The organism is Mesorhizobium sp. M0018 (genome assembly GCF_040323955.1).
GTDB lineage: Bacteria > Pseudomonadota > Alphaproteobacteria > Rhizobiales > Rhizobiaceae > Mesorhizobium.
Window position 1 is genome coordinate 156,887 of record NZ_JAMYVL010000008.1, and the last position, 26,696, is coordinate 183,582.

32 protein-coding genes are annotated in these 26,696 nt (G+C 62.5%); 18 read left to right on the top strand and 14 right to left on the bottom strand.

Annotated elements, in window-relative coordinates; genetic code table 11:
• Positions 1-118 precede the first annotated feature (118 nt).
• The 4 genes from NKJ81_RS13710 to NKJ81_RS13725 all read left to right on the top strand — a co-directional run bounded on the left by NKJ81_RS13710 (position 119) and on the right by NKJ81_RS13725 (position 3,279).
• Positions 119-997: a branched-chain amino acid aminotransferase gene (locus tag NKJ81_RS13710; protein WP_352540740.1), complete on the top strand. Its 879-nt coding sequence runs from the start codon at positions 119-121 to the stop codon at positions 995-997.
• 107 nt (positions 998-1,104) lie between these two features.
• On the top strand, positions 1,105-1,701 hold the full coding sequence (locus NKJ81_RS13715; RefSeq protein WP_023677850.1) for a superoxide dismutase: 597 nt from the start codon (positions 1,105-1,107) through the stop codon (positions 1,699-1,701).
• Between the two features lie 174 nt (positions 1,702-1,875).
• On the top strand, positions 1,876-2,319 hold the full coding sequence (locus NKJ81_RS13720; RefSeq protein WP_352449059.1) for a c-type cytochrome: 444 nt from the start codon (positions 1,876-1,878) through the stop codon (positions 2,317-2,319).
• Positions 2,320-2,328: 9 nt separating this feature from the next.
• Positions 2,329-3,279: a cytochrome c gene (locus tag NKJ81_RS13725; protein ID WP_352540741.1), complete on the top strand. Its 951-nt coding sequence runs from the start codon at positions 2,329-2,331 to the stop codon at positions 3,277-3,279.
• An 11-nt stretch (positions 3,280-3,290) separates the two neighbouring features.
• Here NKJ81_RS13725 and NKJ81_RS13730 read toward each other — a convergent pair whose 3' ends face one another.
• From NKJ81_RS13730 to NKJ81_RS13740, 3 genes are all read right to left on the bottom strand, one after another.
• A complete protein-coding gene (locus NKJ81_RS13730) occupies positions 3,291-3,674 on the bottom strand; it encodes an SET domain-containing protein (protein WP_352449057.1) in 384 nt (127 codons plus the stop codon).
• A gap of 144 nt (positions 3,675-3,818) precedes the next feature.
• Entirely contained in the window at positions 3,819-4,445 is a 627-nt protein-coding gene (locus tag NKJ81_RS13735; protein WP_352501776.1) for a LysE family translocator, read from the bottom strand.
• Positions 4,446-4,522: 77 nt separating this feature from the next.
• On the bottom strand, positions 4,523-6,634 hold the full coding sequence (locus NKJ81_RS13740; protein WP_352540742.1) for a S9 family peptidase: 2,112 nt from the start codon (positions 6,632-6,634) through the stop codon (positions 4,523-4,525).
• Between the two features lie 676 nt (positions 6,635-7,310).
• Here NKJ81_RS13740 and NKJ81_RS13745 point away from each other — a divergent pair.
• Complete coding sequence (locus tag NKJ81_RS13745; RefSeq protein WP_023677844.1) at positions 7,311-7,736, top strand: Ros/MucR family transcriptional regulator; 426 nt, start codon at positions 7,311-7,313, stop codon at positions 7,734-7,736.
• Between the two features lie 126 nt (positions 7,737-7,862).
• On the opposite strand, the gene NKJ81_RS13750 is transcribed toward NKJ81_RS13745, so the two are convergent.
• Positions 7,863-8,291 carry a SufE family protein gene (locus NKJ81_RS13750; protein WP_352471107.1) on the bottom strand — a complete coding sequence of 143 codons (429 nt, stop codon included), beginning with the start codon at positions 8,289-8,291 and terminating at the stop codon, positions 7,863-7,865.
• Between the two features lie 113 nt (positions 8,292-8,404).
• Positions 8,405-8,773, bottom strand: a complete 369-nt coding sequence (locus NKJ81_RS13755) for a DUF5330 domain-containing protein (RefSeq protein ID WP_352470996.1) — start codon at positions 8,771-8,773, stop codon at positions 8,405-8,407.
• A 519-nt stretch (positions 8,774-9,292) separates the two neighbouring features.
• On the opposite strand from NKJ81_RS13755, the gene NKJ81_RS13760 reads away from it, so the two are divergent.
• From NKJ81_RS13760 to NKJ81_RS13770, 3 genes are all read left to right on the top strand, one after another.
• Positions 9,293-11,038 carry an ATP-binding protein gene (locus NKJ81_RS13760; RefSeq protein WP_352471108.1) on the top strand — a complete coding sequence of 582 codons (1,746 nt, stop codon included), beginning with the start codon at positions 9,293-9,295 and terminating at the stop codon, positions 11,036-11,038.
• Positions 11,013-11,786, top strand: a complete 774-nt coding sequence (locus tag NKJ81_RS13765; RefSeq protein ID WP_352501778.1) for a peptidoglycan-binding domain-containing protein — start codon at positions 11,013-11,015, stop codon at positions 11,784-11,786. The genes NKJ81_RS13760 and NKJ81_RS13765 overlap by 26 nt, the downstream gene beginning before the upstream one ends.
• 94 nt (positions 11,787-11,880) lie before the next feature.
• The gene (locus NKJ81_RS13770; protein ID WP_352501779.1) at positions 11,881-12,228 is read left to right on the top strand and encodes a DUF1491 family protein; all 348 of its coding nucleotides are present in this window, start codon (positions 11,881-11,883) and stop codon (positions 12,226-12,228) included.
• 11 nt (positions 12,229-12,239) lie between these two features.
• On the opposite strand, the gene NKJ81_RS13775 is transcribed toward NKJ81_RS13770, so the two are convergent.
• The gene (locus tag NKJ81_RS13775; RefSeq protein ID WP_352470999.1) at positions 12,240-13,250 is read right to left on the bottom strand and encodes a DUF2336 domain-containing protein; all 1,011 of its coding nucleotides are present in this window, start codon (positions 13,248-13,250) and stop codon (positions 12,240-12,242) included.
• A gap of 187 nt (positions 13,251-13,437) precedes the next feature.
• On the opposite strand from NKJ81_RS13775, the gene NKJ81_RS13780 reads away from it, so the two are divergent.
• A complete protein-coding gene (locus NKJ81_RS13780) occupies positions 13,438-13,623 on the top strand; it encodes a hypothetical protein (RefSeq protein ID WP_352540743.1) in 186 nt (61 codons plus the stop codon).
• A gap of 14 nt (positions 13,624-13,637) precedes the next feature.
• Here NKJ81_RS13780 and NKJ81_RS13785 read toward each other — a convergent pair whose 3' ends face one another.
• From NKJ81_RS13785 to NKJ81_RS13810, 6 genes are all read right to left on the bottom strand, one after another.
• On the bottom strand, positions 13,638-14,186 hold the full coding sequence (locus NKJ81_RS13785) for a DUF1254 domain-containing protein (protein ID WP_352471000.1): 549 nt from the start codon (positions 14,184-14,186) through the stop codon (positions 13,638-13,640).
• Complete coding sequence (locus tag NKJ81_RS13790; RefSeq protein ID WP_352471001.1) at positions 14,179-14,763, bottom strand: DUF1214 domain-containing protein; 585 nt, start codon at positions 14,761-14,763, stop codon at positions 14,179-14,181. Before NKJ81_RS13790 ends, NKJ81_RS13785 begins: the two co-directional genes overlap by 8 nt.
• Positions 14,764-14,859: 96 nt before the next feature.
• On the bottom strand, positions 14,860-17,019 hold the full coding sequence (locus NKJ81_RS13795) for a transglycosylase domain-containing protein (RefSeq protein ID WP_352471002.1): 2,160 nt from the start codon (positions 17,017-17,019) through the stop codon (positions 14,860-14,862).
• A 154-nt stretch (positions 17,020-17,173) separates the two neighbouring features.
• Positions 17,174-17,335 (bottom strand): hypothetical protein, encoded by a 162-nt coding sequence (locus NKJ81_RS13800; protein ID WP_352501782.1) that lies wholly within the window; start codon positions 17,333-17,335, stop codon positions 17,174-17,176.
• Positions 17,336-17,417: 82 nt separating this feature from the next.
• Positions 17,418-19,037: a chaperonin GroEL gene (gene groL, locus NKJ81_RS13805; RefSeq protein ID WP_352540744.1), complete on the bottom strand. Its 1,620-nt coding sequence runs from the start codon at positions 19,035-19,037 to the stop codon at positions 17,418-17,420.
• 99 nt (positions 19,038-19,136) lie between these two features.
• Positions 19,137-19,475, bottom strand: a complete 339-nt coding sequence (locus tag NKJ81_RS13810) for a co-chaperone GroES (protein WP_352540745.1) — start codon at positions 19,473-19,475, stop codon at positions 19,137-19,139.
• Between the two features lie 242 nt (positions 19,476-19,717).
• Between NKJ81_RS13810 and NKJ81_RS13815 the strand changes: the two genes are divergently transcribed.
• Together NKJ81_RS13815 and NKJ81_RS13820 are read left to right on the top strand one after the other, a co-directional pair.
• Entirely contained in the window at positions 19,718-19,990 is a 273-nt protein-coding gene (locus tag NKJ81_RS13815; RefSeq protein ID WP_352471005.1) for a hypothetical protein, read from the top strand.
• A complete protein-coding gene (locus NKJ81_RS13820; protein ID WP_254819951.1) occupies positions 19,987-20,253 on the top strand; it encodes a DUF1488 family protein in 267 nt (88 codons plus the stop codon). Before NKJ81_RS13815 ends, NKJ81_RS13820 begins: the two co-directional genes overlap by 4 nt.
• A 30-nt stretch (positions 20,254-20,283) precedes the next feature.
• On the opposite strand, the gene NKJ81_RS13825 is transcribed toward NKJ81_RS13820, so the two are convergent.
• Complete coding sequence (locus NKJ81_RS13825; RefSeq protein WP_352471006.1) at positions 20,284-20,475, bottom strand: hypothetical protein; 192 nt, start codon at positions 20,473-20,475, stop codon at positions 20,284-20,286.
• Between the two features lie 43 nt (positions 20,476-20,518).
• Positions 20,519-20,734 carry a hypothetical protein gene (locus NKJ81_RS13830; protein ID WP_352471007.1) on the bottom strand — a complete coding sequence of 72 codons (216 nt, stop codon included), beginning with the start codon at positions 20,732-20,734 and terminating at the stop codon, positions 20,519-20,521.
• Between the two features lie 276 nt (positions 20,735-21,010).
• Between NKJ81_RS13830 and NKJ81_RS13835 the strand changes: the two genes are divergently transcribed.
• From NKJ81_RS13835 to ccmE, 7 genes are all read left to right on the top strand, one after another.
• Positions 21,011-21,421: a DUF3168 domain-containing protein gene (locus tag NKJ81_RS13835; RefSeq protein WP_352471008.1), complete on the top strand. Its 411-nt coding sequence runs from the start codon at positions 21,011-21,013 to the stop codon at positions 21,419-21,421.
• 380 nt (positions 21,422-21,801) lie between these two features.
• Positions 21,802-22,101 (top strand): hypothetical protein, encoded by a 300-nt coding sequence (locus tag NKJ81_RS13840; RefSeq protein ID WP_352471009.1) that lies wholly within the window; start codon positions 21,802-21,804, stop codon positions 22,099-22,101.
• 64 nt (positions 22,102-22,165) lie between these two features.
• Positions 22,166-22,831, top strand: coding sequence for a response regulator transcription factor (locus tag NKJ81_RS13845; RefSeq protein ID WP_023718390.1), 666 nt, complete (start codon positions 22,166-22,168; stop codon positions 22,829-22,831).
• A 10-nt stretch (positions 22,832-22,841) separates the two neighbouring features.
• A complete protein-coding gene (locus NKJ81_RS13850) occupies positions 22,842-24,269 on the top strand; it encodes an ATP-binding protein (RefSeq protein ID WP_352471109.1) in 1,428 nt (475 codons plus the stop codon).
• 121 nt (positions 24,270-24,390) lie between these two features.
• Positions 24,391-24,825 carry an RT0821/Lpp0805 family surface protein gene (locus NKJ81_RS13855; RefSeq protein ID WP_352471010.1) on the top strand — a complete coding sequence of 145 codons (435 nt, stop codon included), beginning with the start codon at positions 24,391-24,393 and terminating at the stop codon, positions 24,823-24,825.
• A gap of 276 nt (positions 24,826-25,101) precedes the next feature.
• Entirely contained in the window at positions 25,102-26,238 is a 1,137-nt protein-coding gene (gene ccmI / locus NKJ81_RS13860; protein WP_352540746.1) for a c-type cytochrome biogenesis protein CcmI, read from the top strand.
• Between the two features lie 3 nt (positions 26,239-26,241).
• Positions 26,242-26,685, top strand: a complete 444-nt coding sequence (gene ccmE / locus NKJ81_RS13865; protein WP_352471012.1) for a cytochrome c maturation protein CcmE — start codon at positions 26,242-26,244, stop codon at positions 26,683-26,685.
• Positions 26,686-26,696: the final 11 nt, after the last annotated feature.

A 26,696-nucleotide genomic window follows, 5' to 3' on the forward strand; every position in this document is an offset into this window, starting at 1 on the left:
AAGCGCTGATTGCAGTCCGCCAGCCCGCTGGCCTCAACAAATCTCAGCCAAGCCGGTTGACGGCGGCCGCCAAAGCATCTTCCAATGCGCCGCAACAAGCATCGAACGGAACCTGGCAATGACACTGGCGACTGCGGCGCAATCCGCGACATGGACCTTCGTCGACGGCGACTGGTACGAGGGCAATGTTGCCATTCTAGGGCCGCGCAGCCACGCCATGTGGCTCGGCACCAGTGTGTTCGACGGCGCCCGCTGGTTCGAGGGCGTCGCCCCCGATCTCGATCGCCATGCAGCAAGGGTAAACGCCTCGGCGATCGCGCTCGGCCTGAAGCCGACGATGAGCACCGACAAGATCGTCGGGCTGACCTGGGACGGGCTGAATAAGTTCGACGGCAAGACGGCAGTCTACATCAGGCCGATGTATTGGGCCGAGCATGGCGGCTATATGGGCGTGCCGGCCGACCCGGCCTCGACGCGTTTTTGCCTTTGCCTCTATGAATCGCCGATGATCTCGCCGGCGGGGTTTTCGGTGACGGTGTCGCCGTTCCGGCGCCCGACCATCGAGACCATGCCGACCAACGCCAAGGCTGGCTGCCTTTATCCCAACAACGGCCGTGCCATCCTCGAAGCCAAGATGCGCGGCTTCGACAATGCGCTCGTGCTCGACATGCTGGGCAATGTCGCCGAGACCGGCACCTCGAATATTTTCCTGGTCAAGGACGGCCATGTCCTGACGCCGGCGCCGAACGGCACCTTCCTGTCCGGCATTACCCGCGCGCGCACCATGGCCCTGCTAGGCGAATACGGCTTCACGACGACGGAAAAGACGCTATCGATCCGCGATTTCCTAGAGGCGGACGAAATCTTCTCGACGGGAAACCACTCGAAAGTCGTGCCGGTCACCCGTATCGAGGATCGCAATCTGCAGCCCGGACCGGTGGCCAAGAAGGCGCGCGAACTCTATTGGGAATGGGCGCATTCGACTTCGCCCGGCTGACCCGCTAAAAAGCGGCCGGCGCTTCGTTTCCGGAGTTGTTCCAGACCAATCCAGTCCTATGTTAGTCCGGTATCGACACCGGATTTTTCCACGAGGGAGTACGACCGATGGCTTTTGAATTGCCCGCCTTGCCCTATGATTACGAGGCTTTGCAGCCTTATATGTCCAAGGAAACGCTGGAATATCATCACGACAAGCACCACAAGGCCTATGTCGACAACGGCAACAAGCTGGCCGCCGAGGCGGGCATGGGCGATTTGTCGGTCGAAGAGGCCGTCAAACAGTCCTTCGGCAAGAATGCGGGCCTCTTCAACAATGCCGCCCAGCACTACAATCACATCCATTTCTGGAAATGGATGAAGAAGGGCGGCGGCGGCAACAAGCTGCCCGGCGCGTTGCAAAAGGCGGTCGACAGCGATCTTGGTGGCTACGACAAGTTCAAGGCCGACTTCATCGCCGCCGGCACCACCCAGTTCGGTTCGGGCTGGGCCTGGGTCTCGGTCAAGGACGGCAAGCTGGCGATCTCAAAGACGCCGAATGGCGAGAACCCGCTCGTCCATGGCGCGACGCCGATCCTCGGCGTCGATGTCTGGGAACATTCCTATTACATCGATTACCGCAACGCCCGGCCGAAATACCTCGAAGCCTTCGTCGACAGTCTCATCAACTGGGACTATGTGCTCGAACTCTACGAAAAGGCCTGATCCGTTCCAGAAAGCCCCGGCAGAACCGGGGCTTTTCTTTTTCAGCATCAGAACGACAGCTGCAAAAATTTCACGCAAGCGTGAGGCGAAGCGTCGGAATTTTTAAGCCATCCTTGCCGTTTGTCATGGGAGTGGGGCCGCATCCTGAATTGCCTTCAACATGGAGCCAAGTGAATGAGAAAGCTTATCCTCGCCATCTCGATGCTCGCCTTCGCCGGTTCGGCGGCATTTGCCGACCCGGTAGCCGACCGGCAGGCCCTGATGAAGGAACGTGGCAAGATCGCCGCCGGCTTGTCGAAAGTGGTCAAGGGCGAGACGCCCTACGACGCAGCTTCGGTGCTGACGGCGTTGCAGGCACTGCAGGTCAATGCCGAGAAATTCCATGCCGGCGTCGACACGCTTTTCCCGGCGGGCAGCGACACCGGCGACACCACGGCGTCCCCAAAAATCTGGCAGGACATGGCTGGCTTCAAGACGGCTGAAGGCAAGTACCTCGCCGACGTCAAGGCGGCGGTCGCCGCAGCACCTGCGGATGCCGACGCGTTGAAGGCGCAGTTCAACACCATCGGCGGCGGCTGCGGCAACTGTCATCAAAACTACAGGGTGAAAAAAGGCTGATAGCGGGCAATGCGCTTGCTGAAGAAACTTGTCGGCGCCGCCCTCGTTCTGGGCGGCGCGGCCGCGATTGCCGGCTGGTTCCTGTCGGCTCCGGTCAGGCTCGATGCCGCAACGCTGGCTGAGCTTGGTCCTGGCGACGCCGCCAGGGGCAAGCGCATCTTCTACGCCGGCGGCTGCACATCCTGTCATGCCAAGCCTGGCTCGCAAGGCGACGCCCGTCTTCAGTTGGCGGGCGGCCTTGAACTCAAGACGCCGTTCGGCAGCTTCGTGCCGCCGAACATATCGCAGGATACCAGGGACGGCATCGGGGCCTGGTCGGTCGAGGATCTTGCCAACGCCATGCTGAAGGGCGTGTCGCCGTCGGGCGAGCATCTCTATCCAGCATTTCCCTATGCTTCCTACGCGCGCATGAAGCCGGCCGACATTGCCGATCTCTATGCATTCCTGAAGACGTTACCCGCGGTCGCCGGCAAGGCGCCCGCCAATTCGCTGGCATTTCCCTTCAACGTCCGACGCGGTCTTGGCTTGTGGAAGCTGCTCTATTTGAGTGACCAGCCGGTCGTTTCCTTTCCCGACGGCACACCGGATCCGGTGTTGACAGGCCGCTATCTGGTCGAAGGCCCCGGCCATTGCGGCGAATGCCACACGCCGCGGGATCTTGCCGGCGGCACCAGCAAGAGCCAATGGCTGGCAGGTGCGGCCGCCGCCGAAGGCAGCGGCATCGTGCCGAACATCACGTCGGGCGAGGGCGGCATCGCGGACTGGTCCGAGGCCGACGTCGCCAACTATCTCGAAACCGGCTTCACGCCGGATTTCGATACGGTCGGCGGCGCTATGGTCGACGTGCAGCGGAACATGGCCGTGCTGACCCCGGAGGACCGCTCGGCGATCGCCGCCTACCTGAAAGCCGTGCCGCCGCATCCCAACGGCTATCCGGCGCGCAAGAAGCCGGCGAGCTGACAGCTGTTGCGTCAGCGGTCGCCGAGAAAGTCGAAGCCGGTTTCGAAGAAGTGATTGTAGTCGCAGGTCATTTCCTCGCCGGGCGCAATGTCGCGCAAGGCATAGGTCTCCTCCGGCTGCGAGACGTCGCAATTCGGGCTGTCGGCATGGTTCATGTAGCGCGCATCGTCGGCTTCGAAGACGATGTAATTCGGGTCGCGCCGGTCCGGATAGGCGTAGCGGTCGAGATAGGTTCTGACCGGCCCGGTTTCCCGCTCGTAGGCCGCCACCTCGATGCGCCGGTCGTATTTCGGGTCGAGCTTCCAGACCAGCGTGCCGCGGGCAATGTGGTTCTTGGCAAAGACGCCGATGCCCTGGATGGGCGATTTGTCGAGATAGACATCGACGAGCAACATGGCAGATCCCTGCGTGATTGAGTGTTGGCGGCGACCGTGAAAAGGCCGCGCACTGGGTAGCGCGCGGCCTTTGCAATTGCGAGCGGAAAATCAACTGTGCCTGCGTAGTATCCGAAGCCTCATACGGCGTCGTTTGTCGAGACCCTAGCGCTGTTGCAGCGCCAGCCGGATGCCTAAGGCGCAATAGATACCGCCGACAGCTTTGCCTTGCCATCTCAGCACCGTCGGGTTTCGGCGCAGGAAAGCGCCGAGGCCGCCCGCACCCACGGCGAAAACCACCGTGCTGACGAGGCCCAACAGAACAAAGATGACGCCCAATATCGCCAGTTGAAGCATCACCGATCCGTTTTCAGGCCGCACGAACTGCGGAAGAAATGCGAGGAAGAAAAGCGCGGTCTTGGGATTGAGAACCTCGGTCAAAACAGCTTGCCGAAATGCTTTGGCAGCGGGGATCGCAAGTGCGCCGGCGGCCGGATAGGCCGGCGTTTTCTCGATGATCGCGCGAATGCCGAGATAAATGAGGTAGGCTGCGCCGATGTACTTCACGATGCTGAAAAGCGCCGCCGACGTGGCAATGATCGCCGAAATGCCGACGATCGCCATGAAGGTGTGAACCACGTCGCCGGCCGCGATCCCGGCGCCGGTCGCAATGCCCACCCTGGTTCCGGAACTGGTTGCCCGCGCCACCGTCAGAAGAGTGGCGGGACCCGGGATGAAGACAAAGCCAAGCACAACCGCGACATAAGCTATCAACGTGGCGAGATCGATCATTGGTGGGCTCCGCAACTCTCACCGTCAATGAAGCCACGTCGCGGGACGGAAGGCAATGACCGCTCATCCGCCGATGTTCACGCCGCAAGCTCGGCCTTGCCCGTCACCTTGAGCGCGAAAGCGTAGGTGAAGGCGATTTCCTCCAGTCTTGAAAACCGGCCGGAGGCGCCGGCATGGCCTGAATCCAGGTTGATCTTGAACAGCACCGGATTTTCACCCGTCTTGCGGTCGCGCAGCCGCGCCACCCATTTGGCCGGCTCCCAATAGGTGACGCGCGGGTCGGTCAGGCCGGCCAGTGCCAGAATCGGCGGATAGTCGAGCGCGGCGACATTGTCGTAGGGTGAATAGGCGGCGATGGTCCGGTAATCCTCCGCCGAAGCGATCGGATTGCCCCATTCCGGCCATTCCGGCGGCGTCAGCGGCAAGCTGGCGTCGAGCATGGTGGAGAGCACGTCGACGAAGGGAACCTCGGCGACGACGGCGCCGAAGCATTGCGGCGCCATGTTGGCGACCGTGCCCATCAGCATGCCGCCGGCGGAACCGCCTTGCGCGACAATGCGGTCATGCTGTGTATAGCGCTCGGCGACGAGATGCTGGGCGACCGCGATGAAATCGGTGAACGTATTCATCTTGTTCGCCCGCTTGCCGTCGTCGTACCAGCCATAGCCCTTGTCCTTGCCGCCGCGAACATGGGCTATCGCGTAGACAAAGCCGCGGTCGACCAGCGAAAACAGATTGGTGTTGAACGCGGACGGGACGGTGATGCCGTAGGAGCCGTAGCCGTAAAGCAGGCAAGGTGCGGACCCGTCGAGCGGCGTGTCGCGGTGATGGAGGAGCGAGATCGGCACCAGTTCGCCGTCGGCGGCAGGCGCCATCAGCCGGCGCGTGACGTAGTGCTCCGGGTTGTGGCCGGACGGCACTTCCTGGGTCTTGAGCAGCATCCGCTCGCGGGTGCGCATGTTGTAATCGAAGACCTGCGCCGGGGTCGTCATCGACGAATAGGAAAAGCGCATGATCTCGGTGTCGTATTCGTAGGAGCCGGACAGGCCGAGCGAGAAGGCTTCCTCGTCGAAGGAGATCAGGTGCTCCTCGCCGCTCTTGCGGTCGCGTACGACGATGCGCGGCAGGCCTTCCTTGCGCTCGAGCCGGACCATGTGGTCCTTGAAGCCGATCACCGAAAGGATCAACCGGCCCGCTTCGTGCGGCACCAGTTCCTGCCAGTTGGCGCGCACCGGATCGTGGGCCGGCGCCGTCATGATCTTGAAGTCCTTGGCGCCGTCGGCATTGGTGAGGATGAAGAAGATGTCGCCGCCTTCCTCGAGTTCGTACTGCAGGCCCGTCTGGCGCGCCGCAACCAGCTTCGGCTCTGCGAACGGATCGTTGGCGCTCATGATGCGGTATTCCGAGGTCTCATGATCGTTGATGCCGATCATGATCCACTCGTTGGAGCGCGTGCCGCCGACATCCATGAAAAAGCCGGGATCGGTCTCCTCGTAGATCAGCCGGTCGTTTTCAGGACCGTCGCCAAGCGCATGGAACAGCACTTTGGAAGGACGGTGGTTGGGGTCGAGGCGGGTGTAGAAAAAACCGTCATTGCCGGCATCCCACACACCGCCGCCGCCGGTGTCCGGGACCCTGTCCGCCAGATCGTTGCCGCCGGCCAGATCGCGGATGCGCAGCGTGTAGAATTCGGAACCCTTGTCGTCGAAGGCCCAGAGCAGCTTGCTGTGGTCGTGCGAATGATCGACGCCGCCCAGGCGGAAATAGGGCTTGCCCTCGGCCTCGGCATCGCCGTCGAGCAATATCTGCTTGTCGCCGCCGTCACGCGCCGTGCGGAAATAACGCGGCTGCTGGCCGCCAAGCTTGAAGGAGGAGCCGTAGGCGTAAGGTCCGTCCTTCATCGGCACGGAAGAATCGTCTTCCTTGATGCGTCCCTTCATTTCCGCGAAAAGCTGCTTCTGCAATTGGACCGTATCGGCCATCAGCGCCGCCTGATAAGCATTCTCGGCCTCGAGGTGGGCGCGGATTTGGCCGTCGAGCAGGGACGGATCCCTGAACATCTCTTGCCAATTGGCGGCCCTCAGCCAGGCATAATCGTCCGTCCGTGTTATGCCGTGATGCGTGTCGAAGATCGGCCGCCTCTCCGGCTGCGGCGGCGTGGCGGTCGGAAACACTGGGGTTCTGGTCATTGCGTCTCGCTGTGGAAGCTACTTGAATGGCGAATGAACACGCCGAGCAGCGCGGGTTCAAGGGCTATGATCTATTGTCGTGGTGGCTCGAGAGGACGGGCTGGAGGAGCGGATAACGAATATTTCTTCTCGGACTGCCGCGGTTCTCGCGGTCGCTGCGATGACCCTGCCAGTGCCGGTCAATCTCATGCAACTGCCTTCGCGGCTTGGCAAGTGGCCGATATGGCTGGGTCTAGGGAAATACACTACCCCATTTCAATGACACAGCGCACCGCTCCGGCGACGGCTCACGAGCAACAGTAACACAGCGCAACCTATGATTTTACTGAACCGCCGATCATCCAGGCTGTAATGCCGCCGGCAGGGTCAAGCATCGAGCTCTATTTACCTGCTGCCGTTTGTGTAATGGCTGCTTGCCGCGGCGTCAGTCGATGCTGGTCTGACCAGAAAAAACGGCAAAGTTACACTTTGCACGAAAGAGTGAAGCTGAATGAGGAATATTTGACTTGTATCGCTGAATAGACCGCAAGAAGCGAATTGACTTACTTGGCGCTCAGGCTCATTAAGATGCCGCGACGCGAATCGCGGAGGCTTTTTCCTGCACAAGTTCGCGCGATGCCCTGCCTGCCAAAAATAGGGCGTAGACAGAAACAATTCTCGTTGGGACCTGAACGCCATGGATATTACCGAAACACCTTCCAGAAACAGTGACGCGCTGATCGAGCTCACCGCCGATGTGGTGGCTGCCTATGTCAGCAACAATCCCGTACCGGTCGGCGAACTGCCGAACCTTATCGCCGATGTCCATGCCGCTCTCGGGCGTGTCGGCGGGGCCGCCGAGCAGCCGCCTGCCGACAAGCAGAAGCCGGCGGTAAATCCGAAGCGGTCGGTGCATGACGACTACATCATCTGTCTCGAAGACGGCAAGAAGTTCAAGTCGCTCAAGCGTCACTTGATGACCCACTATGATCTCACGCCCGACCAGTATCGCGAAAAGTGGAACCTGGACCCGAGCTATCCGATGGTTGCGCCCAATTACGCGGCCGCCCGTTCGCAGCTCGCCAAGAAGATGGGTCTCGGCCGCAAGCGCAAGGGACGCTGACAAGCGGCTCTTCCGGTTTGATACTCAAACGGCGCCTGCGGGCGCCGTTTTCGCAGCCGTTTTCGCATTGGGGGGAGACCAAGCTCAGGCCGCCAGTTCTTCATGCCGCCGGCAACTGCCGTGCGGTCAGGCGGTCTGCTTCAGCGCTGCCTCGGCGTCACGCTTGATGCGCTTGACCATCGAGCGAAGGCCATTGGCGCGCTGCGGCGACAGGTGCTCGTCAAGCCCGAGTGCCTTTAGCGTTGCCTCGGCGTCGGTCCTCTGGATTTCGCTGGCCGGCCGTCCCGAAAACAGCGCCAGCATGATGGCGACCAGGCCGCGCACGATATGGGCGTCGGAATCGCCCTTGAAGGTGATAACGGGGTCGGCACCCCCGCCCTGTTCGGTGGTCAACCAGACCTGGCTGACGCAGCCGGGCACCTTGTTTGCCGGTATGCGTTGCTCATCGGGAAACGGCGGCAGCGCTTCACCCAGTTCAATCACATAGCGATAGCGGTCTTCCCACTCGTCGAGCAGGGAAAAGTCGTCACGGATGGTCTGGATCGTCGTCGTCATGCCCCCGGATATAGTCATCCAGCGCTGTCACGTCACGGAAAAAGAGGAGAAACGCCGCAGGCGCCGGGCATGGGGAGCCTTGCGGTCCGGCGATGAATTCGGCCGAAACAGTCTCAGTTCTTCGCCGGCAAGTGCAGTTTCGCCGGCAGATCGACTTTCGCCGGCAAGACGATTTCCCCGGGCACGCTGCCGGTTGTCGTCACTGTATCGGGTTCAGCGGCCTTGTCGTCCAGCATGGCAGCCGCGATCTTGGCGGTCTCCTTTGCCCGGGCGGTGATGGTATGCATTGCCGATTTGCCGGTCTCGCACACGTCCGGCTTGCGCTCGCAGATGCCAGCGATATCGCCGACGGCTTCGCGCGCCGCAAACAGCGCCTGGAGCGGCCCGACGCTTTCGCGGCCCGCATCATCGGCGCCGACACCCAGCGGCAGCGCCAGAAGCACCAGCGAAAACCAGAAAGCAGCTCTTATCAGAAAGCCCATCTGTCTGTCCTTTATGACGGTCATGCCTCCGAACCGCACGACCCTTGTACCGCGATACTGACACAGACGCGCAAAGGACGGCTTGTCCCGAAAGCAACAGTTTTCCTCAAATTTTAGGCAGATTCGAAACGAAGCGTTTTGAAGTTCATTTGCCTCGAACGGTTCAGATTTTATTCAGCAAATAATAACTATCCAACCTATTGTTTTTCATGATCATTTTCTTAATCGGCGACAAGTTGATGCCATTGGTCGCAGGTGCAGGCGCGGGCGGTGTGGATAACGCTCCGTTTACTATGGCGACAATTGCCCCGGTTTTTCCCCGCCGGTATCCCGATATTTGCAGCCAGCCGGGGGACGATCAGCCCAGCCTTATCCATTCCTTAAACGCTGGATGCGAGTTTCGGATCGACAAAAGCCGCCTGCAAAGCAGGGCCTTTCACGACCGGGTGCGTTGAGTTGAGTGCGATCAAGGCCAGATACGCCGAGTTGCCGGGCGCGATAGCCGCCGGTTGCGAACGGATGGTTCATCCGTCCGTACTCGGCCAGAGCGATCGTCGCCGCCACAGCCGGTTCATTGGCGTCATGCTGGCGGCGCCTTTCTTCAGCGCGGGTGCAGCGGTGACGCTGGTCACGTCGGGAATGGGCGCGGCCGTGACTGTGGCTGCGATCTTTGCGGCGTTCGGCCTTTGCTGGTTCGCCGCCCTGCTGGTGGCTGCCTCGGGCAAGATGACCCTGGCCGGCCAACTCGCCTTGGTCGTCGGCAGCGTTGCCCTCGGTGCCCTTATCGCTGCCGCCGGCGGTGTGGCCTCGCCGGTTGCCTTGCTCGCAGTGGCGCTGCCGTTTGAAGCGTGGTGGATCGGCCAATCGCGCCGTGCCGTGGTCTGGGGCGCCATATCGGCCTTTGTCGCAGTCTTGCTGCAGCCTTTAGCCGGTTCAGTCTTGCTCGCCCACCAGACCGAAATCGCCGCATGGCACTGGCTGGTACCACTGGCCTGGGCACTCACGCTCATTCCGCGTATCGCTCCGCTTCGCGGCGCCGCCAACGCACAGCTCGATCCGGCCGGCAGCCACCGGCTCGAAGACCTGATCGACGCCGTCGTGCTGCGAATCGCTGCGCATGGTGAGGTTCTGGACGTCTCGGCTAAGGCACGCACTATGCTGAGGCTGCCGCCGGAGCTGCTTTTCGGCACCGGACTTTTCGATCGCATCCATCTGTCCGACCGCGTCCCGTATCTCAGTGCGCTGGCCGATATGCGCGATGGCGCCCTGTCGCACCGGCTCGACCTTCGCGTCCGGCTGCCGCAGAGCAGCGGCGTGACGGCCGACAATTACCGGCCGTTCTCGCTCGAGATGATGCGCGCGCCGGGGCAGGAGACTGTCTTCACGCTTCTTCTGCGCGAGAACGACGAACTGGCCGGACTGCGCCAGGAGCTTGCCGCTGCCAATGAGGCGGCTGCCTCCGCCGAGGTGGCGAAAGGACGCTTCCTTGCCGTCGTCAGCCATGAGTTGCGCACCCCGCTCAATGCCATCATCGGTTTTTCCGACATGTTGCTGCACGAGATGTTCGGCAGCTTCAAGGATCCTCGCCAGAAGGAATATGTCGGCTTGGTCAGGGATTCGGGCCAGCACCTGCTTGCCGTCGTCACCTCGATACTCGACGTATCGCGGATCGAATCGGGCGCTTACGCGACCGAACCGGAACCGTTCCGCTTCCGCGAAGCGGTCGAGATGTGCCAATCGATGATGCGCCTGCAAGCCGAGGCAAAGGCTATCGATCTGCAGGCCCAGATCGCGCCGGACGCAGGCGAAATAAATGCCGACCGTCGCGCCGTGCAGCAGATCCTGATCAATCTCGTCTCCAACGCGATCAAGTTCACGCCCGAAGGCGGCAATGTCGTCATCGGCGCCAAGCGCATCGGCTCGCGGCTGCATTTCTGGGTCCGGGACACCGGCATCGGCATCGCCGAGGAAGATTTCGCCAATCTCGGCAAGCCGTTCATGCAGATCCAGAACGACTATACCCGCCGTTTCGAAGGCACAGGCCTCGGGCTTTCGCTGGTGAAGGGGCTGGTGGCGCTGCACGAGGGCACCATGTCGATCGAAAGCATGCCTGGCGAGGGCACCACGGTGACGATCAGCCTTCCCGTGAACGGCCCGACGGGCCGCTCGGCGGAGAAGGCCGGCGTGGTGCCGATGTCCGCAGTCAAAGCCAAGGCGGACGGTGGCAAAGGGGAGAGCAATGGGTCGCTCCGCAAAACAGCCTAGGGCGGTCAAACGCCGCGGCAATGCCTTCGGGCACGGAGCGATGGCGCTGGGCAGCCTGATCTCGCGCAATCCTGTTGTGGTCGGCGGCTCCACCGCGTTCCTGGTGACGCTGTTCTACGTCTCGGCGAACGCGCTTTGGTACCAGCCTTTTCCGCATGCCGGCGCGTTTTTCGCCACGAGGAGTATCGAGCGCTTTCCCCGGGCGGACAGCGACGAGCCCGAAACCACCATCAATATCGTGCGTCCGGCCGCTGCGCCGATGAAGAGCGACCCGGTCGTCGAGCAGGTCCAGGGCATATTGAAGGATCTCGATTTCTATTCCGGCACCGTCGACGGGATTCCCGGACCGAATACGCGCAAGGCCATCCAGGCCTATCAGCAGAAGGTCGGATTAAATGCCTCCGGCGAGATCGACAGCGTTTTGCTGGATCAACTGGGTGCCACGCCGACGACCGCAGCCGTGGTGCCGCATCCGGTGCCGCGGCCGGTCGAAACGGCCGCTGTTCCAACCGCCATTCCAGCGTCCGCACCGGCAAATGCGGTGGCGCAAACACCTGATCCCCGCATCGTCAAGATCCAGGCCGGACTGAAGGCGTTCGGCAATGACGACATGCGATTGGATGGCGTCGTCGGCGCGCGCACCAAGGCCGCGATCAAGGAATTCCAGGCGCTGTTCGGCTTGCCGGAGACCGGCGAGCCCGACGAGATCGTCTACGTCAAGATGCGCGAGATCGGCCTGACCAACTAAGGGTCGAAACGGCCGCTCGCCGATCGCCTCGCAAAGACCGGTTACGGTCTTCCGGCCAATGCTGTAAGGACCGCCGCATGTCCAGGACTTCTCCATGCGGGTAACCACCGATCTGTGGGTGTCGGCGCTGTTGCGCCGGGTTTTCAGCGCCGGCGGCTTTGCCGCCGTGGTCAAGCGCGGCGCGACGGAAGCCGGCGCGGTTTTCGTGCTGGCGCGGGGCAGGCAAGGGGAGATGGCGCTGTTCGGGCCGGCGCCGCAGACGAGTTACGATTCAGCCAGGCCGGACGACCGTTTTTTCAGCCTGCTTGGCGAAGGCGACGATGCCGCCATCTTCGACGCGCGGCTGGAGCGCGAGAAGAGATTCGATCCGGATATCTGGGTGGTCGAGATCGAGGCGGGCGCCATTCGCGTCGAGGAGCTTATCTCGGTCAAGGCGTCTTAACGGCAAGCCCTTCAGACGCGACGCGCCTTTGGGGTGGCGGTCATATCGGCGCTGTTCGGCTTGCGCAGGTCGGCATTTGCGGCGACGCGCCCAGGCTTGCGAACGATTTTCGACACGGTCTCGGCCTTCCAGCCGCGGAGCCTGTCCAACGCCGCGTCGCGGTGCAGCAGGCGGTAGCGGTCGAGGAAGATGCGGATCGCCTGCGGGTGCGGAAACTCGGTCGGATAGATGGCGGCCGTGATCAGGAACGCCTTGTCTTCGCTGAGGTCGAGCGCGCGCAAGGCGGCCAGCAGCGATGTGTAATTGTGGCTTGCGGTGAGCGTCCGCGCCGTTGAAAAATCGACTTCGAGCGCATCGGCGAGCGCTGTCTGGAAGAATGCCGCATTGCCGGTCAGCGCGGTCTCGCGCAGCTTGACATAGGTTTGTGGCTCGACGAACGGACTGATGGAGGCGCCGCTCTCGGCGCGCATCATGGATCGCAACCGGCGGCGTACAGTTTCAGCGGCATCGGAAGCCTCTTGCCTGTTGACCTCGCCCGCAACCACTTCGGCGTTTTCGGACGCGGCTTTGGCGGTTGTTTCCGGCTGCTGCTGCGACCGCACCAGCGTCGGCCTTTCGAGCACTTTGATGAGATCCGCGATCGTCTGATTGAGATCCTTGCGGCGGGCAATGGCACGGGCATGCGGCAGGCCGTGACGTCCGATCAGCGCGATCAGGTCGACGTCGCTGAGGGCGCGCGAGCGGATGAGCAGCGGAGCGGCGATGTCGACCCGCTCCTGGCAAAGCCGCCGCACCAGCGCGGCGGGTGCATATTCGCATTCGGAAAGGGCTGCCGCGACGTAGCGGCGCGATTCGACCGAGACATTCTCGAAAAGCGGCAGCGTCAGGTCTTCGAGCTGCGCGATCTCCCGGCGCGAAGGGCGGGTGAGCGAGCAGAACGCCGATACCGCGGCGCGAAACAGCCTTTCGGCCTTTCCCGATTCAGCTCCTGCTGCGATTTGCCTGAAATCCGAAGCTGACACGAAGGATACGCCCGACACTCGACACGATCTGGACAGCGCTCTGCCGGGCTGTACCGGTTTCGCGTTTCCCAAGAACAAAGATCAATTTAGCGGCGATCCGTTAGCGCTCCGTTAACCTACTGCCTTCTTAATCGACTATGGAGGCGTTGCGTTGTGCTCCGGGGCAACCGAGAGGAATACGCGAACCATGGGCATGGTACTGTCTTTCGTGCCGCGAACGGCGGCAACCAATCGAGCACAACAAACCGCGCCGGCGGCAGTGATCATCTTTCCCGGGGTGCGCTACGAACAGCGGCCGCAGACCGGCGAAACGCGGCCGGCCGGCCCTGACAAGCCGGGACCTTCGGGAACATTGCCGGTACCGCATCACTGAGCATCGGAACCGGCTTAAAAATCCTGCAGTTCGCAGGAACTCTGTTCGAGAAACCGCGAGACGATCGGCTTCCAGCTGTCGTCGGGCACGAACGAACGGATGACGAATACGCCTTCCTCTATCGGCGCCTCGACGAAGATGGCCCCTTGCAGTTCCTCGGGAAGATCCTTGCGGACCTCGATCATCTGGGCCGGCGTCAGCACAACGGTGTCGAGCATGCCTGCGGTCGCGCTGTGGTCGTTGAACGAGTAGATGTTGTGGCCGCCGCGGTCATAGACCGATATCGACCAGAACGGCACCTTGCCCGGCGCCTTGACCCGCACCATCCCCTCGGCAAGATCGAAACGGCATGCCGCCGCATAAAATAGCGGATCGACCGATTTCACCACCGGCGCGCCGCCGGCTTCCGCGTCGAGCCTGGTCATCTTGTAGAGATCCGAAGCCATGGCCAATCGCGACCAGGCGTCGCGTTCGGAGAACTCGGGGACGAGCAGCAGCACGATGATGTGCACGATGCCGGCGCCGAGCAGGCCGAGCAGCACGGCATGCAGCAGGCTACGCATTGCAGCCGACCTTCTGGATTTGTGGCAGCGTGACGTCCGAGAGACCGGTGCTGCTGGCGATCGGCGTGTCGTAGAACGTAAGCACCAAGTACATCTTGCCGGCGCCGCTGGTCAGCAGCCAGTTGCCGGGCGCTGGGCGGCTGCCGACGGAAATGACCACCGAATTGTCGGCCTGGCGCAGCACTTGATAGGACTGCAGCGCAGCCGGCCTCGGCTTGCCGGTCTCGACCACGCCAAGCGACTGGTCGGCGGCATAAAGCGTCCAGAACCGGGCGGTGGGAAAGCCGCCCGCGATCTTGTAGGCACATTGCCGCTGGAGCTGTTCGCCGCCGGAATCGCGCTCGGCTATGAAGGACAGTCCTTCCGCCTGTCCGAGCGCCAGCACGCCTTCGCGAGCCACGCGGGCCTTCGAATAGGGATCTGCCGTCGGCGTGCCGATATCGGGGAAGGCGGTCCATTGGCCGATCCTGATGGCGCCGACGCCATCCTGCAGCTTCAGTGCATACCAGACGCTGCCGCCACCGCCGACGACGGCGATGGCAAGCGAAAGCAGTGTCAGGAAGGCGTTCTTGAGCATGAGGAGGCAGGGAACCGAAGGCCGGGACTGAAAGATTGCCGCTCGGGGATATCGCGGCGCAGGGCCTTGTGGCAAGCGGCCCCGCGCAATTGGGCGTCACAGCGCCGAGAGGGTTTCCGGTGCAGCGGGCGCGTCGAGCACGGGTGCCGCCTGGAACAGCCTGGTCAGTTCCTTCAGGGTCTGGGTGGTCCGGCTGGACAGCACCGGCGGACGCTCGGCGGCGGCATCGGCAGCTGCCTGTTCGGCGTTCTTCTTTTCCGCTTCCTCGGCCTTGGCGGCAATTTCGGCATCGACGAAGGGGTGATCGAGGCCGGGAATCGGTCTGAGGTCGATATTCTGGTGCGCATAGACCATCAGCCGCTGCCACACCATGGCCGGCAGCGTGCCGCCGGTCATCTTGTTGGTCGCGGTGAAGTCGTCATTGCCGAGCCAGACGGCGGCCGTGTAGTTGCCGGTAAAGCCGACAAACCAGGCATCGCGGTAGGACTGGGTCGTGCCGGTCTTGCCGGCGACGACGATGTTTGGAAGGGCCGCGCGCCGGGCAGTGCCGATCACCGGCACCGCCGCCAGCATGGTGTTCATGTATTTGAGCGCCTGCTCCGACAGCACCCGATGCGGCGGCGGCGCATCCTTGGCGAAGTCGTAGACCACCTCGCCGGTACGGGTGAAGAGTTGGCTGACGCCGTGCCGGGTTCCGGCAAGGCCGTTCTGGGCAAATACGCTGTAACCCGTCGCCTGGTCCATCACGGTCATGCCCGACGTGCCGAGCACCATGGTCTTGTGCGATTCCAGCGGCGACTCGACGCCCATCGCCTCGGCCATGGCCTTGATCGGCTTGATGCCGAGATAATCCTTGGCCAGCCGCACCGGCACCGTGTTGATCGATTTGGCCATCGCCGTGATCAGCGTGACGTTGCCGGCCGACCCGCCATTGTAATTGTGGGGCGACCAGCTGCCCCAGGAGATGGGTCCGCCGGAAACCACCGAATCCGGCGTGAAGCCATGCTCCATCGCCGTCGCATAGACATAGGGCTTGAACGAGGAGCCGGTCTGGCGAAGCGCTTTGGTGGCGCGGTTGAACTGGCTGGCGCCGTAGTCGCGGCCGCCGACGATCGCCCTGACCGCGCCATTGGTCTCGATGACGACGATGGCGCCCTCGGTGACGTTGTATTCCTTGCCGAACTGGCGGAGGTGGAACTCCATCGATTCTTCGGCCGCCTTCTGGATGTTGGCGTCGAAGGTGGTGTGGGCGACAAGCGAGTGCGGGCCGCCTTTGGCGGCGATCTTCTTGACCTCGTCGAAGGCCCAGTCGAGGTAGTAGTCGGGGCTCTTCTGCTCGCCGCGGTCGACGATTTCGGCCGGGTGTAATCTTGCCTGCAGCACCTGGCCTTCGGTCATGAAGCCGGAATCGACCAGGTTGGACAGCACCACATTGGCCCGCGCCCGGGCGGCGGGCAGGTTTATGTGCGGCGCATATTTGGTCGGCGCCTTGAACAGGCCGGCCAGCATCGCCGCCTCGGCAAGGTTCAGGTCCTTGACGCTCTTGCCGAAATAGAAATCGGCTGCCGCCTCGATGCCGAAGGTGCCGCCGCCCATATAGGCGCGGTCGAGGTAAAGTTGCAGGATTTCCTTCTTCGACAGATTGGCTTCGAGCCACAGCGACAGGAAGGCTTCCTTGATCTTGCGCTCGAATGTCCGCTCATTGGTCAGGAACAGGTTCTTGGCCAGCTGCTGGGTGATGCTCGAGCCGCCCTGGACGACGGAATTTGCCCGCACATTCTCGAATATGGCGCGCGACAGGCCGAGCACATCGATGCCGTAATGGTCGAAGAAACGGCGGTCTTCGGTCGCCAGCACCGCCTTGATGACATGGTCGGGCATCTCGTCGACCGGCACCGAATCCCGCTGGATGATGCCGCGCTGGCCGATCTCGTTGCCGTAGCGGTCGAGGAAGGTGACGGCGAAGTCGCCTTGCGTGCGCCAGTCGCCGGCGGTTATCTGGAAGGCCGGCAAGGCCAGCGCCAAAAGGACGACGATGCCGCCGGCACCGAGCGTAAAGCCTTCACTCAACAGTTCGATCAGGCCGCGGCGCCAGCCGTCGACACGGAAACGCCGCGAGAAGATGGTCGCCGCTTCCCAGAACTGGCGCGCCCTGAAGCCGATTTCGTAGACCGAGGAATCAATCCACGCATCCACCGCCAGCAGCCTTGCGGCGATCGGACCTCTTCTCTTGCGTGGTTCCAAAGGACTGGCCATTCCAGGATCCGGCTGCGGCGATGCCGCCAACTGAGAAACCGCATGCCGGCAATTTCACGGCGGCGCGCCGCTATGACTATTCGTCCATTTTGGCGATGCCTACAAGGGCGATGAAGGTTCCGCGCTTGCGCGAGGTGCCGAGCATTGGCAGTCGTCACATGGGACGCTTGTCCGCGATCTTTTTCGGGTCGCGGCCTATCATGCCGGCGTTGGCTTTCCTGTGCTTGTCGGCAAGCCTGCGAATGCGATCGAAGCGGCTTTCCTCGGCCACTTCGATTTTCGCCGCTGCCTTTGGCTTCGGGACGAATGCGATCATTGATCGATCTCCTTGCCGATGGTGCGCGCCGGGGAAGATACCCCGGCGGCTGTCTTTCAGGCTTGTTTCCGGCAGTGGCTGGTCAATAGCCGATGCCGCCGGGCGAAGCAGCGGCTTCCTTCGCCGGAACGTCGGTGATCATGGCTTCCGCCGTGATCAGAAGCGCCGCAATGGAGCCCGCGTCCTGCAGCGCCGTCCGTACCACCTTCGCCGGGTCGACGATGCCGGCCTTGATCATGTCGACATAGACCTCGTTCTGGGCATCGAAGCCCTGATTGTGATCCTTGCCCTCGGCGAGCTTGCCGACGACGATCGAACCTTCGACGCCGGAATTCTCGGCGATCTGCCGGATTGGCGCTTCAAGGGCCCTGAGCACGATCGAGATGCCTGCCGTCACATCGGCATTGGCTCCGGTCAGCCCCTTCAGCACAGCCTTGGCGCGCAGCAACGCGACGCCGCCGCCGGGAACGATGCCTTCTTCGACGGCCGCGCGCGTGGCGTTCAGCGCATCGTCGATGCGGTCCTTCTTTTCCTTGACCTCGGATTCGGTCGCGCCGCCGACGCGGATGACGGCAACGCCGCCCGCCAGCTTGGCGAGACGTTCCTGCAGCTTCTCCTTGTCATAGTCGGACGTGGTTTCCTCGATCTGCCCCTTGATCTGCTGGACGCGCGCCTGGATGGTGGTCTTCTCGCCGGCGCCGTCGATGATCGTGGTGGTGTCCTTCTCGATCAGCACGCGCTTGGCGCGGCCGAGCATGTCTATGGTGATGTTCTCCAGCTTGATGCCGAGATCCTCGGAAATCATCTGTCCGGCGGTGAGCACGGCGATGTCTTCCAGCATCGCCTTGCGGCGGTCACCGAAGCCAGGCGCCTTGACGGCCGCTACCTTGAGTCCGCCGCGCAGCTTGTTGACGACCAGCGTTGCCAGCGCTTCGCCCTCGACGTCCTCGGAGATGATCAGCAGCGGCCTGCCGCTTTGCACCACGGCTTCGAGGATTGGCAGCAGTGCCTGCAGATTGCCGAGCTTCTTTTCGTGGATGAGGACGTAAGGGTCTTCCAGCTCGGCACGCATCTTCTCGGCATTGGTGACGAAATAGGGCGAGAGATAGCCGCGGTCGAACTGCATGCCTTCGACGACGTCGAGCTCCGTTTCGGCGGTCTTGGCCTCCTCGACGGTGATGACGCCGTCATTGCCGACCTTGTCCATCGCCTTGGCGATCATGGCGCCTACGCTGGTGTCGCCATTGGCGGCAATGGTGCCGACCTGCGCGATTTCACCTGAGGACTTGACCTTCTTGGCGCGCGCCTGAATTTCCTTGACGACGGCGCTGACGGCAAGATCGATGCCGCGCTTGAGGTCCATCGGGTTCATGCCGGCGGCAACGAATTTGGCGCCCTCGCGCAGGATGGAAGCGGCAAGCACCGTGGCGGTGGTGGTGCCGTCGCCGGCAAGGTCGTTGGTCTTCGAGGCCACTTCGCGCACCATCTGCGCGCCCATGTTTTCGAACTTGTCGGAAAGCTCGATTTCCTTTGCCACGGCCACCCCGTCCTTGGTGACGCGCGGCGCGCCGTAGGCCTTGTCGATGATGACGTTGCGGCCTTTGGGGCCGAGCGTCACCTTGACGGCGTTGTTGAGGATTTCGACGCCGCGCAGCATGCGGTCACGCGCGTCGGTGGAGAATTTGATTTCCTTGGCAGACATGATCTTTTCCAGTTCGGTTGTCGTGGCAAGGCGCTTGCAGCGCCTGAATCAAAGCTCGGAGCGTCCTTTGCGCGCGCGGGAGCGCGCGCGGCCTTCCAATCAGGCGGCCTTCTTGGCAGCCACGGTCTTGTCGATGATGCCCGTCTCGCTTTTTTCGATGATGCCCATTATGTCGGCCTCCTTCATGATCAGAAGGTCCTCGCCGTCTATCTTGACCTCGGTGCCGGACCATTTGCCGAACAGAATGAGGTCGCCGGCCTTGACTTCGAGCGGGATCAGCGCGCCGCTTTCGTCCCGCGCGCCCGGCCCGACAGCGATCACTTCGCCTTCCTGCGGTTTTTCTTTGGCATTGTCGGGGATGATGATGCCGCCCTTGGATTTGGTGTCGCTTTCGGCGCGCCGAATGACGACGCGATCGTGGAGTGGCCGGAATTTCATGGGGACTCTTTCTGGGGCCAGCTTAGGCGGCCGCCCCTCTCTATAGGCGCCCTGGCACTCGATTGATAGGAGCGCCAAAAAATATTCATAGGGCACATGAAATATTGAACGTATTATCTTGCCTGGTTATCCCCTGGTGTTCGGGCCTTGCCGAATATTAATGAAATTGAATTTCTATCTTTGAACACCTATTTTATGGTGAATTCACATTCACGACTTTCGCTGCAAGGGAGATTTTACCGATGGCCGAAGGCAATCAGAACATCATGGAAAAAGCTCAGGCCCGCTTCATGGAAAATCAAAAGAAGACGGCGGAGCGGAACAAAGCAACTGCCGAATATCTCTCGGAAGCCAAGGCGAGGAGCATCAAAACGGCAAGGCTGAGGGAATTGCGACTGGCCAAGGAAGAGGCGGACCGCGCGGCGGAAGCTCTGAATCCGGTCGCACCAAAGAAGAAGCGGGCGTCACGGGCAGTCAAGAAGGCCGTATCTGCATCGACGGAGGCGAAATCATGAGCCTGACATTTCCCAATCCCAGCCGCAGCTACGACGAGGCAAGCAAACGCATCCGCTTCGTCGGCCATGACGGGATGTTCCAGATTTCCTTCTCTGTCGCAACCGATGCCATCTCCAAGATGCAGCCGGGAACGGCGGCCTCAGAAGCTACCTACCTGGCAGCCTTCGACACGGCTTCCAACTCGATCCACGATGTCGCCAGGAATGCCTATGCCCGCACCCGCAGGAGCATATATGTGCTGACTGCGGCCGATTTTCGCTAGTCCGTCGCGATCCGTCCACAAGACGCTTTGTCAGGGCTTCCGGTCCGCCTTCGCTCGCCGCTTGACGTCGCGACCGTTCAGCCGGTCGACCATCGCGTCCGCATCGCGCGTGTTCAAACTGGCCGTGAGTTGCTGCTTGAGCTCGGCCGGCTGGCCGGTGAAGACGTCGAAGACGGTCCAGCTGTGAGGATGTTCCATACGGAGCGCGTAGCGCTTTGCCATCTTGGGTCCTTTCGTTTCCGCCCAATCAATGAATGTCGCTCGATCAGGCCTGGGCGATGAAGAATACTGCCGCCACGACAAGCACCGTCCACAAAACGACGGACAGCTTCAGGGCCAGGCTACCGTACGCCGAGAGCACCTCCCGAGTGTGGTTGACCAGACTCTTGACGGTCATCGACATGGTCGACGCCGCAATCGCGACCGGCGGCGCCTTGGCCCCAAGCTTTCCGAAGACAGGCAGCAGCGACGGCTCGCGCACGAAAAACGACCTCGAATGTCTGGAAACCAGACATCGTCATAGCATCCTTTTTTCGAACTCCTGCATGCCAAATGACTTCGCGCAGGTTGGCATCACCCTCAAGGGTCCGTGGCGCGGACGGCCGGGGCGTCGCGCATTCCAGGAGCAGGGCTTATTGCCGAGATCATGAAGGTTCATAATCCGCATGAGACGCGCTGATTCGCTCTTTGGCGGGATGCCTTCATGCAACGCAGCTACGCAGCCGGGAGGTCGACGCGACGGACGAAGGGAAAGACGATGACCGCGCCGGCCGTCGAATTGCAGAAGGCCATATTCGAGGCAGTGAATGACGATCCCGATTTATCGGCGGCACTGGGCGACGCACGATTGTTCGACCGTGCGCCGGAAAATGTTGCGTTCCCCCACATGACCTTCGGCCGCACCAGCGTCTACGATTGGGCAACGGGAATGGAGAACGACGCAGAACAGTTGCTGACGTTGCATGTCTGGTCGAAATCAGAGGCCAGCAAGGAAACCAATGACATCATGGACCTTGTTAGCACCCGCCTGCGCGATACGGCTCTCTCGCTCGGCGAACATCGCCGCGCCTACCTCAAGCTCGAATTCGCCGAAGCCCGCTACGACGAGGACCTTTCGGCCCATCACGGGCTGCTGCGCTTCCGCGCCGTGATCAAGGACGAGGGCTGACCACCGGGCATTTTTTACAATCCGGCAATTTTGTTCTTGCTTTGTGCCGGCAGCTATGCTACTAATTCGCCTATGGTGCTGATGGCGCCAGCGACCCGCCGCAGAGGCGGGTTTTTATTTCCGGTCGGTTCGCCTGAATCTGCCTTCGGTTGCCGGATCGATTATCGAAGTCGGGGCAAACCTGAAGCGATTGCCTTTCACTGCCAAACGATGCCCGGTTGTCGGCGAAGGATCGGAGGGCTAGGTTAAACTTGGCAATTTCGCGGGATGGGCGGCGAAATGGCAATCCGGTAATCTCGCGCTTCAGGGGTGTGGCGGGCATGCATTCGAGCGTTCACCGTTCATATCACGTTCAGCACCGGCGCGTTAGAACGCTGACCATGAAAACCCTTCGCTCCCACTTCCGGACCGCGGCACTGGCGCTGTCAGCCGCCGGTCTGCTTGCGTCGCAGGCGATGGCGATCCCCGTTGTCGTGCCCGAGCAGCCCCAACCGGTCGTCCTCGCCGCCTCCGACTGCTATGCGATCGGCCAGCAGGTGGCCGAGCAGAATGGCGGCACCTTGGCCAAGGCCTCGCAGTCGACACGCGGCGGCCAGCCCGTCTGCGTCATCGTCGTGCTGGTTCCGGGCAAGGAAGGGCAGCGTCCGCGTCGCTCGGAGATCGTCGTTCCGCTGAACTGAACCGTGCCGTTTCCCAGACTGCCGGAATCGGCCTATATCTGAACAGCTTCAACAGGCCTTCCGCATGCGCGTACTCGTCGTCGAAGATGACAAGGATCTCAACCGGCAGATCGGCGACGCGCTGGTCGATGCCGGCTATGTCGTCGACCGCGCTTTCGACGGCGAGGAAGGGCACTTTCTCGGCGACACCGAGCCCTACGATGCCGTGGTGCTCGACATCGGCCTGCCGCAGATGGACGGCATCAGCGTGGTCGAGCGATGGCGGCGCGGCGGCCGCAAGATGCCGGTGCTGATCCTGACGGCACGCGACCGCTGGAGCGACAAGGTTGCCGGCATCGACGCCGGCGCCGACGACTACGTCACCAAACCCTTCCACATCGAGGAAATCCTGGCCAGGGTGCGGGCCTTGATCCGGCGTGCTGCCGGGCACGCTTCGTCCGAACTGACCTGCGGGCCGCTCCGCCTCGACACCAAGGCCTCCAAGGCCGACGTCGACGGCGTGCCGCTGAAGCTGACCTCGCACGAATTTCGCTTGCTTGCCTATTTGATGCACCACATGGGCGAGGTGGTGTCCCGGACCGAGCTGGTCGAGCATCTCTACGACCAGGATTTCGACCGCGATTCCAACACGATCGAGGTCTTTGTCGGACGGCTTCGCAAGAAGATGGGCATCGACATGATCGAAACTGTTCGCGGCATGGGCTACCGCATGCGTAAGCCGGAGGCGTAACGCGGAACCGCTGCCTACAAAACCCGCCGTCTCGAACACGCCGTCGCTGCGGTCATGGCCGCGTTCGGTGGCGTTTCGCGTCATCGCCTTTTCCACGGTCTGGGCGATCCTCACTCTGGTCGTCATCTTCACCTTGATCACCACGCTCTATCGCCAGGCCAGCGAGCGCGGTTTCGACAGCCTGCTTTCGGCGCATCTGTTCAACCTGATCGGCTCGGTCGGCGTTTCTGAAAGCGGCCAATTGACCGGCGCCCCCGACCTTGGTGATTTGAGGTTCTCGGAACCGAATTCCGGCTGGTACTGGTCGGTCGAGCCTGCCTCGGAAGGCGTGCACGGCGATCTCCATTCGTCGTCGATGACCAAGGCGATCCCGTCGCCAAGCGTTGCCGAGGTGCCCTTCAATGCCAGCTTCCAGCGCAGCTATTCAGCGGACGGCATCGAAGGCGAGCAGTTGGAGGTGTTCGAGAGCGAGTTCGTGCTCGATGCGAAAAACCGCGCCGCGCGCTTCCGCGTCATGGGCAACCAGACCGAGCTCGAGCAGGAAATCGCCACCTTCCAGCGGCGCCTTTTGACCTATCTGTCGCTGTTCGGCGTCGGCATGATCGCCATCAATGCGATTGCCATCCTGCTCGGCCTGCAGCCGCTGCGCCGGGTCAGGAATGCGCTTGCCATGGTGCGCGAAGGAACCGCGCAGCGCCTAGATGGCCGTTTCCCGGCCGAGATCGAGCCGCTCGCCAACGAGACCAATGCGCTGATCGAGAACAACAGGCGTATCGTCGAGCGGTCGCGCACGCAGGTCGGCAACCTCGCGCACTCGCTGAAGACGCCGCTTGCCGTGCTGCTCAACGAGGGACGGGCGCTGGGTGGCGCCAAGGGCCAGCTGATCGCCGAGCAGGCCGCTTCCATGCAAAAGCAAGTGGACCATTATCTGCAACGTGCTCGCGTCGCCGCGCAGCGCGACAGCGTCGTCTACCGTACGCCGGTGGCGCCGCTGGTCCAGCGCATGGTTCGGGTGCTGCAAAAGCTCAACCCGCAGACGGCACTGTCGCTGTCGCTGCCGGCCACCGACATCGTCTTTGCCGGCGAACGCGAGGACCTGGAGGAGCTGCTCGGCAATCTGCTCGACAATGCGATGAAATGGGCAAGGAGCGCGGTCGCCGTTTCGGTCAAGCCAATCTCCAGCAAAGGTGGCGCTGGCACGGAAGGCGCAGCCAACCTGTTCGAGATCAGCATCGAGGATGACGGCCCCGGCATTCCCGACGACAAGGCGCGCGAGGTGTTGCAGCGCGGCCGGCGGCTCGACGAGACAAAACCGGGCAGCGGGCTCGGACTTGCCATTGTCGCCGACCTTGTCAACGAGTATGGAGGCTCTCTGGCGCTGGAACGATCCATCATGGGTGGATTGAAGGCGATGGTTCGATTGCGGAGCCTTCAGTAATGCTTTTCCAGATTGCTTTTCCAGGTGGCTGGCTGCGGCCAAATTTCCGACAAACATCGACATTATGGCCGCGCCAGCTGCTGACAGCGCGGCGGTCCAGCTCAAGAAAGCCGGTATTGGCATGAAGATTCGCGTCGCGCTCGTTTCCGCCCTGCTCGCCGTCTCCGGCTGCACGACGCTCGGCAAGGGCCCGGCCGTTACGGTGACGCCGGCCTTGACGCCCCCCAGCGGCGCCAAGGTGGCGACGACGATCATCTCCGCCATGGGCGGCGGCCTCGTCGGCGGCTCTATCGGCGCCGGCCTGAGCGAGACCGAGAAGCGCAGCGCGCTCGAGGCGGAATACAAGGCGCTTGAATACACGGCGAGCGGCCAGAAAGTGGCTTGGAAGAGCGACAGTTCGGCCCATCGCGGCGAAGTGGTCGCCGCCCAGCCCTATCGCGTCGGCTCGCAGGACTGCCGGCAATACACCCATACGGTGTTTACCGGCACCGCCGGCGCCACCGCGCGCGGAACCGCCTGCCGCAATGCCGACGGCAGCTGGACGCCGCTGACGTAGAGCAATTCCAGGAAAAGTGTGAAACGGTTTTCCGTCCGGAATTGCGCAACAAAGACGCCCGGCCGTCGATCCGCCGATACCGATCCGGCACTAAAGCGCGTCGCGTTCGACCGTCGTCATGCGACGCGCTATAGGTTCTTGTTTTGATGCATGGTCGTTATCGCAAAACCGCTGCACACTTTTGCGCGACATGCATTATCGATCGGAGCGGCCCCGCCAAAGCGTCGCAGCACGCTTGTGTTGGCAGGGCAAGGGTCTCGTTCTATTGGAAGAGCCATGCTGTTTTGGGTCATAGCCGCACTCCTGACGCTGGGCGCAAGCTTGGCGGTGCTGCTGCCGTTGGCCGGCGGATCGAAGAACGCGTCCGCTGCCGGCGATCACGACCTTGAAGTCTATCGCGACCAGCTGGCCGAGCTTGACCGCGATATGGCGCGTGGCCTGATCCGGCCAATGGAGGCCGAAGAGGCACGCGCCGAAATCGCCCGCCGCATCCTTCGCCTGAGCAATGCCGGCCACGCCGACGAGACGGCGACGCAGCCGTCGCGGTCGACAAGGCTGGTGGCGACGGCGGCCGTGCTGCTGGTTCCGCTGGTCAGCTGGGGCCTCTATGGCCAGCTCGGCTCACCCGACCTGCCGTCGCAGCCGCTCAGCGAACGCCTGGCCAAGAACCCCGCCGACAGCTCGGTCGACGAGCTGATAGCCCGCGCCGAGGCGCACCTGGCGGCCAACCCATCCGATGGCCGCGGCTGGGACGTGCTGGCGCCGGTCTATCTGCGCATGCAGCGATACGCCGATGCGGTGACCGCCTATCGCAACGCCCTCCGCCTCGACGGCGACAGCGCCGCCCGCCAGGCGGGTCTTGGCGAGGCGATCGCCAATGCGGCCGGCGGCATTGTCTCCGCCGAAGCGCAGGCGGCTTTCGAGGCGGCGTTGAAGCTCGATCCGGCCAATCCGAAGGCCTCGTTCTATCTCGCCATGGGCATGGCACAGGAAGGCCGCATAGCTGAAGCCACGGCGGCCTGGCAAAAGATGCTTGCCGCCTTGCCGCAGGGCTCGCCGTGGCGCGGCGCCGTCGAGCAGGCGCTGGCCGAATCCGCCGCCCGCAGCGTCGCTTCTGAGGCGCCCGCGAAAGGGCCGAGCGCCGAGGATATCGATGCTGCCTCCTCGATGTCGCCGCAGGACCGGCAAGCCATGATCAGCACCATGGTTGCCGGCCTCGACGAAAGGCTTCGGCAAAATCCGCGCGACGAGGAAGGGTGGATGCAGCTCGTTCGTTCCTATGCCGTGCTGGGCAAGACAGATCAGGCGCGTGACGCGCTCAATCGCGGTATCGCCGTCTTTGGCGCGGACAGTGACCAGGCCAGGAAATTCACCGCCTTTGCCGCCTCGCTTGGCGTGACGGCGACGGAGTAGACGATGACGCGCAAGCAGAAACGACTGTCGGTGATCGCAGCGGGGCTGGGGTTTCTCGGTGTTGCCACGGGGCTGACCTTCTATGCGCTTGGCCAGAAGGCCTCCTATTTCTACATGCCGGCCGATCTGGCCACCGCCAGCCTTCAGCCGGGCCAGCGCATAAGGCTCGGCGGTCTTGTCGAAAAAGGCACGGTCGAGCGTGGCCAAGGCGCCACCGTCGCCTTTTCGGTGACCGACAACCAGAAGGACGTCAAGGTCACCTATACCGGCATTCTTCCCGACCTCTTCCGGGAAGGACAGGGCGTGATCACCGAAGGCTCGTTTGGCCCTGACGGAATCTTTGTCGCCGACAGCGTGCTGGCCAAGCATGACGAGACCTATATGCCCAAGGAAGTGGCCGACGGCCTCAAGGCCAAGGGCGTATGGCAGGAGAGCAAGAGTGACTAGCGGGTGCGGTG

Bases quoted from the DNA above. Each gene is read 5' to 3' on its own strand.
- NKJ81_RS13755 (WP_352470996.1), bottom strand. From the start codon at position 8,773: ATGGGCTTTCTGATAAGAGCTGCTTTCTGGTTTTCGCTGGTGCTTCTG.
- NKJ81_RS13765 (WP_352501778.1), top strand. From the start codon at position 11,013: ATGGGTCGCTCCGCAAAACAGCCTAGGGCGGTCAAACGCCGCGGCAAT.
- NKJ81_RS13785 (WP_352471000.1), bottom strand. From the start codon at position 14,186: ATGCGTAGCCTGCTGCATGCCGTGCTGCTCGGCCTGCTCGGCGCCGGC.
- NKJ81_RS13800 (WP_352501782.1), bottom strand. From the start codon at position 17,335: ATGATCGCATTCGTCCCGAAGCCAAAGGCAGCGGCGAAAATCGAAGTG.
- NKJ81_RS13845 (WP_023718390.1), top strand. From the start codon at position 22,166: ATGCGCGTACTCGTCGTCGAAGATGACAAGGATCTCAACCGGCAGATC.
- NKJ81_RS13820 (WP_254819951.1), top strand. From the start codon at position 19,987: ATGAGCCTGACATTTCCCAATCCCAGCCGCAGCTACGACGAGGCAAGC.
- NKJ81_RS13790 (WP_352471001.1), bottom strand. From the start codon at position 14,763: ATGCTCAAGAACGCCTTCCTGACACTGCTTTCGCTTGCCATCGCCGTC.
- NKJ81_RS13730 (WP_352449057.1), bottom strand. From the start codon at position 3,674: ATGTTGCTCGTCGATGTCTATCTCGACAAATCGCCCATCCAGGGCATC.
- NKJ81_RS13835 (WP_352471008.1), top strand. From the start codon at position 21,011: ATGACCGCGCCGGCCGTCGAATTGCAGAAGGCCATATTCGAGGCAGTG.
- NKJ81_RS13825 (WP_352471006.1), bottom strand. From the start codon at position 20,475: ATGGCAAAGCGCTACGCGCTCCGTATGGAACATCCTCACAGCTGGACC.
- NKJ81_RS13770 (WP_352501779.1), top strand. From the start codon at position 11,881: ATGCGGGTAACCACCGATCTGTGGGTGTCGGCGCTGTTGCGCCGGGTT.
- NKJ81_RS13720 (WP_352449059.1), top strand. From the start codon at position 1,876: ATGAGAAAGCTTATCCTCGCCATCTCGATGCTCGCCTTCGCCGGTTCG.
- ccmE (WP_352471012.1), top strand. From the start codon at position 26,242: ATGACGCGCAAGCAGAAACGACTGTCGGTGATCGCAGCGGGGCTGGGG.
- NKJ81_RS13725 (WP_352540741.1), top strand. From the start codon at position 2,329: ATGCGCTTGCTGAAGAAACTTGTCGGCGCCGCCCTCGTTCTGGGCGGC.
- NKJ81_RS13840 (WP_352471009.1), top strand. From the start codon at position 21,802: ATGAAAACCCTTCGCTCCCACTTCCGGACCGCGGCACTGGCGCTGTCA.
- NKJ81_RS13760 (WP_352471108.1), top strand. From the start codon at position 9,293: ATGGTTCATCCGTCCGTACTCGGCCAGAGCGATCGTCGCCGCCACAGC.
- NKJ81_RS13735 (WP_352501776.1), bottom strand. From the start codon at position 4,445: ATGATCGATCTCGCCACGTTGATAGCTTATGTCGCGGTTGTGCTTGGC.
- NKJ81_RS13710 (WP_352540740.1), top strand. From the start codon at position 119: ATGACACTGGCGACTGCGGCGCAATCCGCGACATGGACCTTCGTCGAC.
- NKJ81_RS13855 (WP_352471010.1), top strand. From the start codon at position 24,391: ATGAAGATTCGCGTCGCGCTCGTTTCCGCCCTGCTCGCCGTCTCCGGC.
- NKJ81_RS13795 (WP_352471002.1), bottom strand. From the start codon at position 17,019: ATGGCCAGTCCTTTGGAACCACGCAAGAGAAGAGGTCCGATCGCCGCA.
- NKJ81_RS13810 (WP_352540745.1), bottom strand. From the start codon at position 19,475: ATGAAATTCCGGCCACTCCACGATCGCGTCGTCATTCGGCGCGCCGAA.
- NKJ81_RS13715 (WP_023677850.1), top strand. From the start codon at position 1,105: ATGGCTTTTGAATTGCCCGCCTTGCCCTATGATTACGAGGCTTTGCAG.
- NKJ81_RS13815 (WP_352471005.1), top strand. From the start codon at position 19,718: ATGGCCGAAGGCAATCAGAACATCATGGAAAAAGCTCAGGCCCGCTTC.
- NKJ81_RS13780 (WP_352540743.1), top strand. From the start codon at position 13,438: ATGGGCATGGTACTGTCTTTCGTGCCGCGAACGGCGGCAACCAATCGA.
- ccmI (WP_352540746.1), top strand. From the start codon at position 25,102: ATGCTGTTTTGGGTCATAGCCGCACTCCTGACGCTGGGCGCAAGCTTG.
- NKJ81_RS13750 (WP_352471107.1), bottom strand. From the start codon at position 8,291: ATGACGACGACGATCCAGACCATCCGTGACGACTTTTCCCTGCTCGAC.
- groL (WP_352540744.1), bottom strand. From the start codon at position 19,037: ATGTCTGCCAAGGAAATCAAATTCTCCACCGACGCGCGTGACCGCATG.
- NKJ81_RS13740 (WP_352540742.1), bottom strand. From the start codon at position 6,634: ATGACCAGAACCCCAGTGTTTCCGACCGCCACGCCGCCGCAGCCGGAG.
- NKJ81_RS13745 (WP_023677844.1), top strand. From the start codon at position 7,311: ATGGATATTACCGAAACACCTTCCAGAAACAGTGACGCGCTGATCGAG.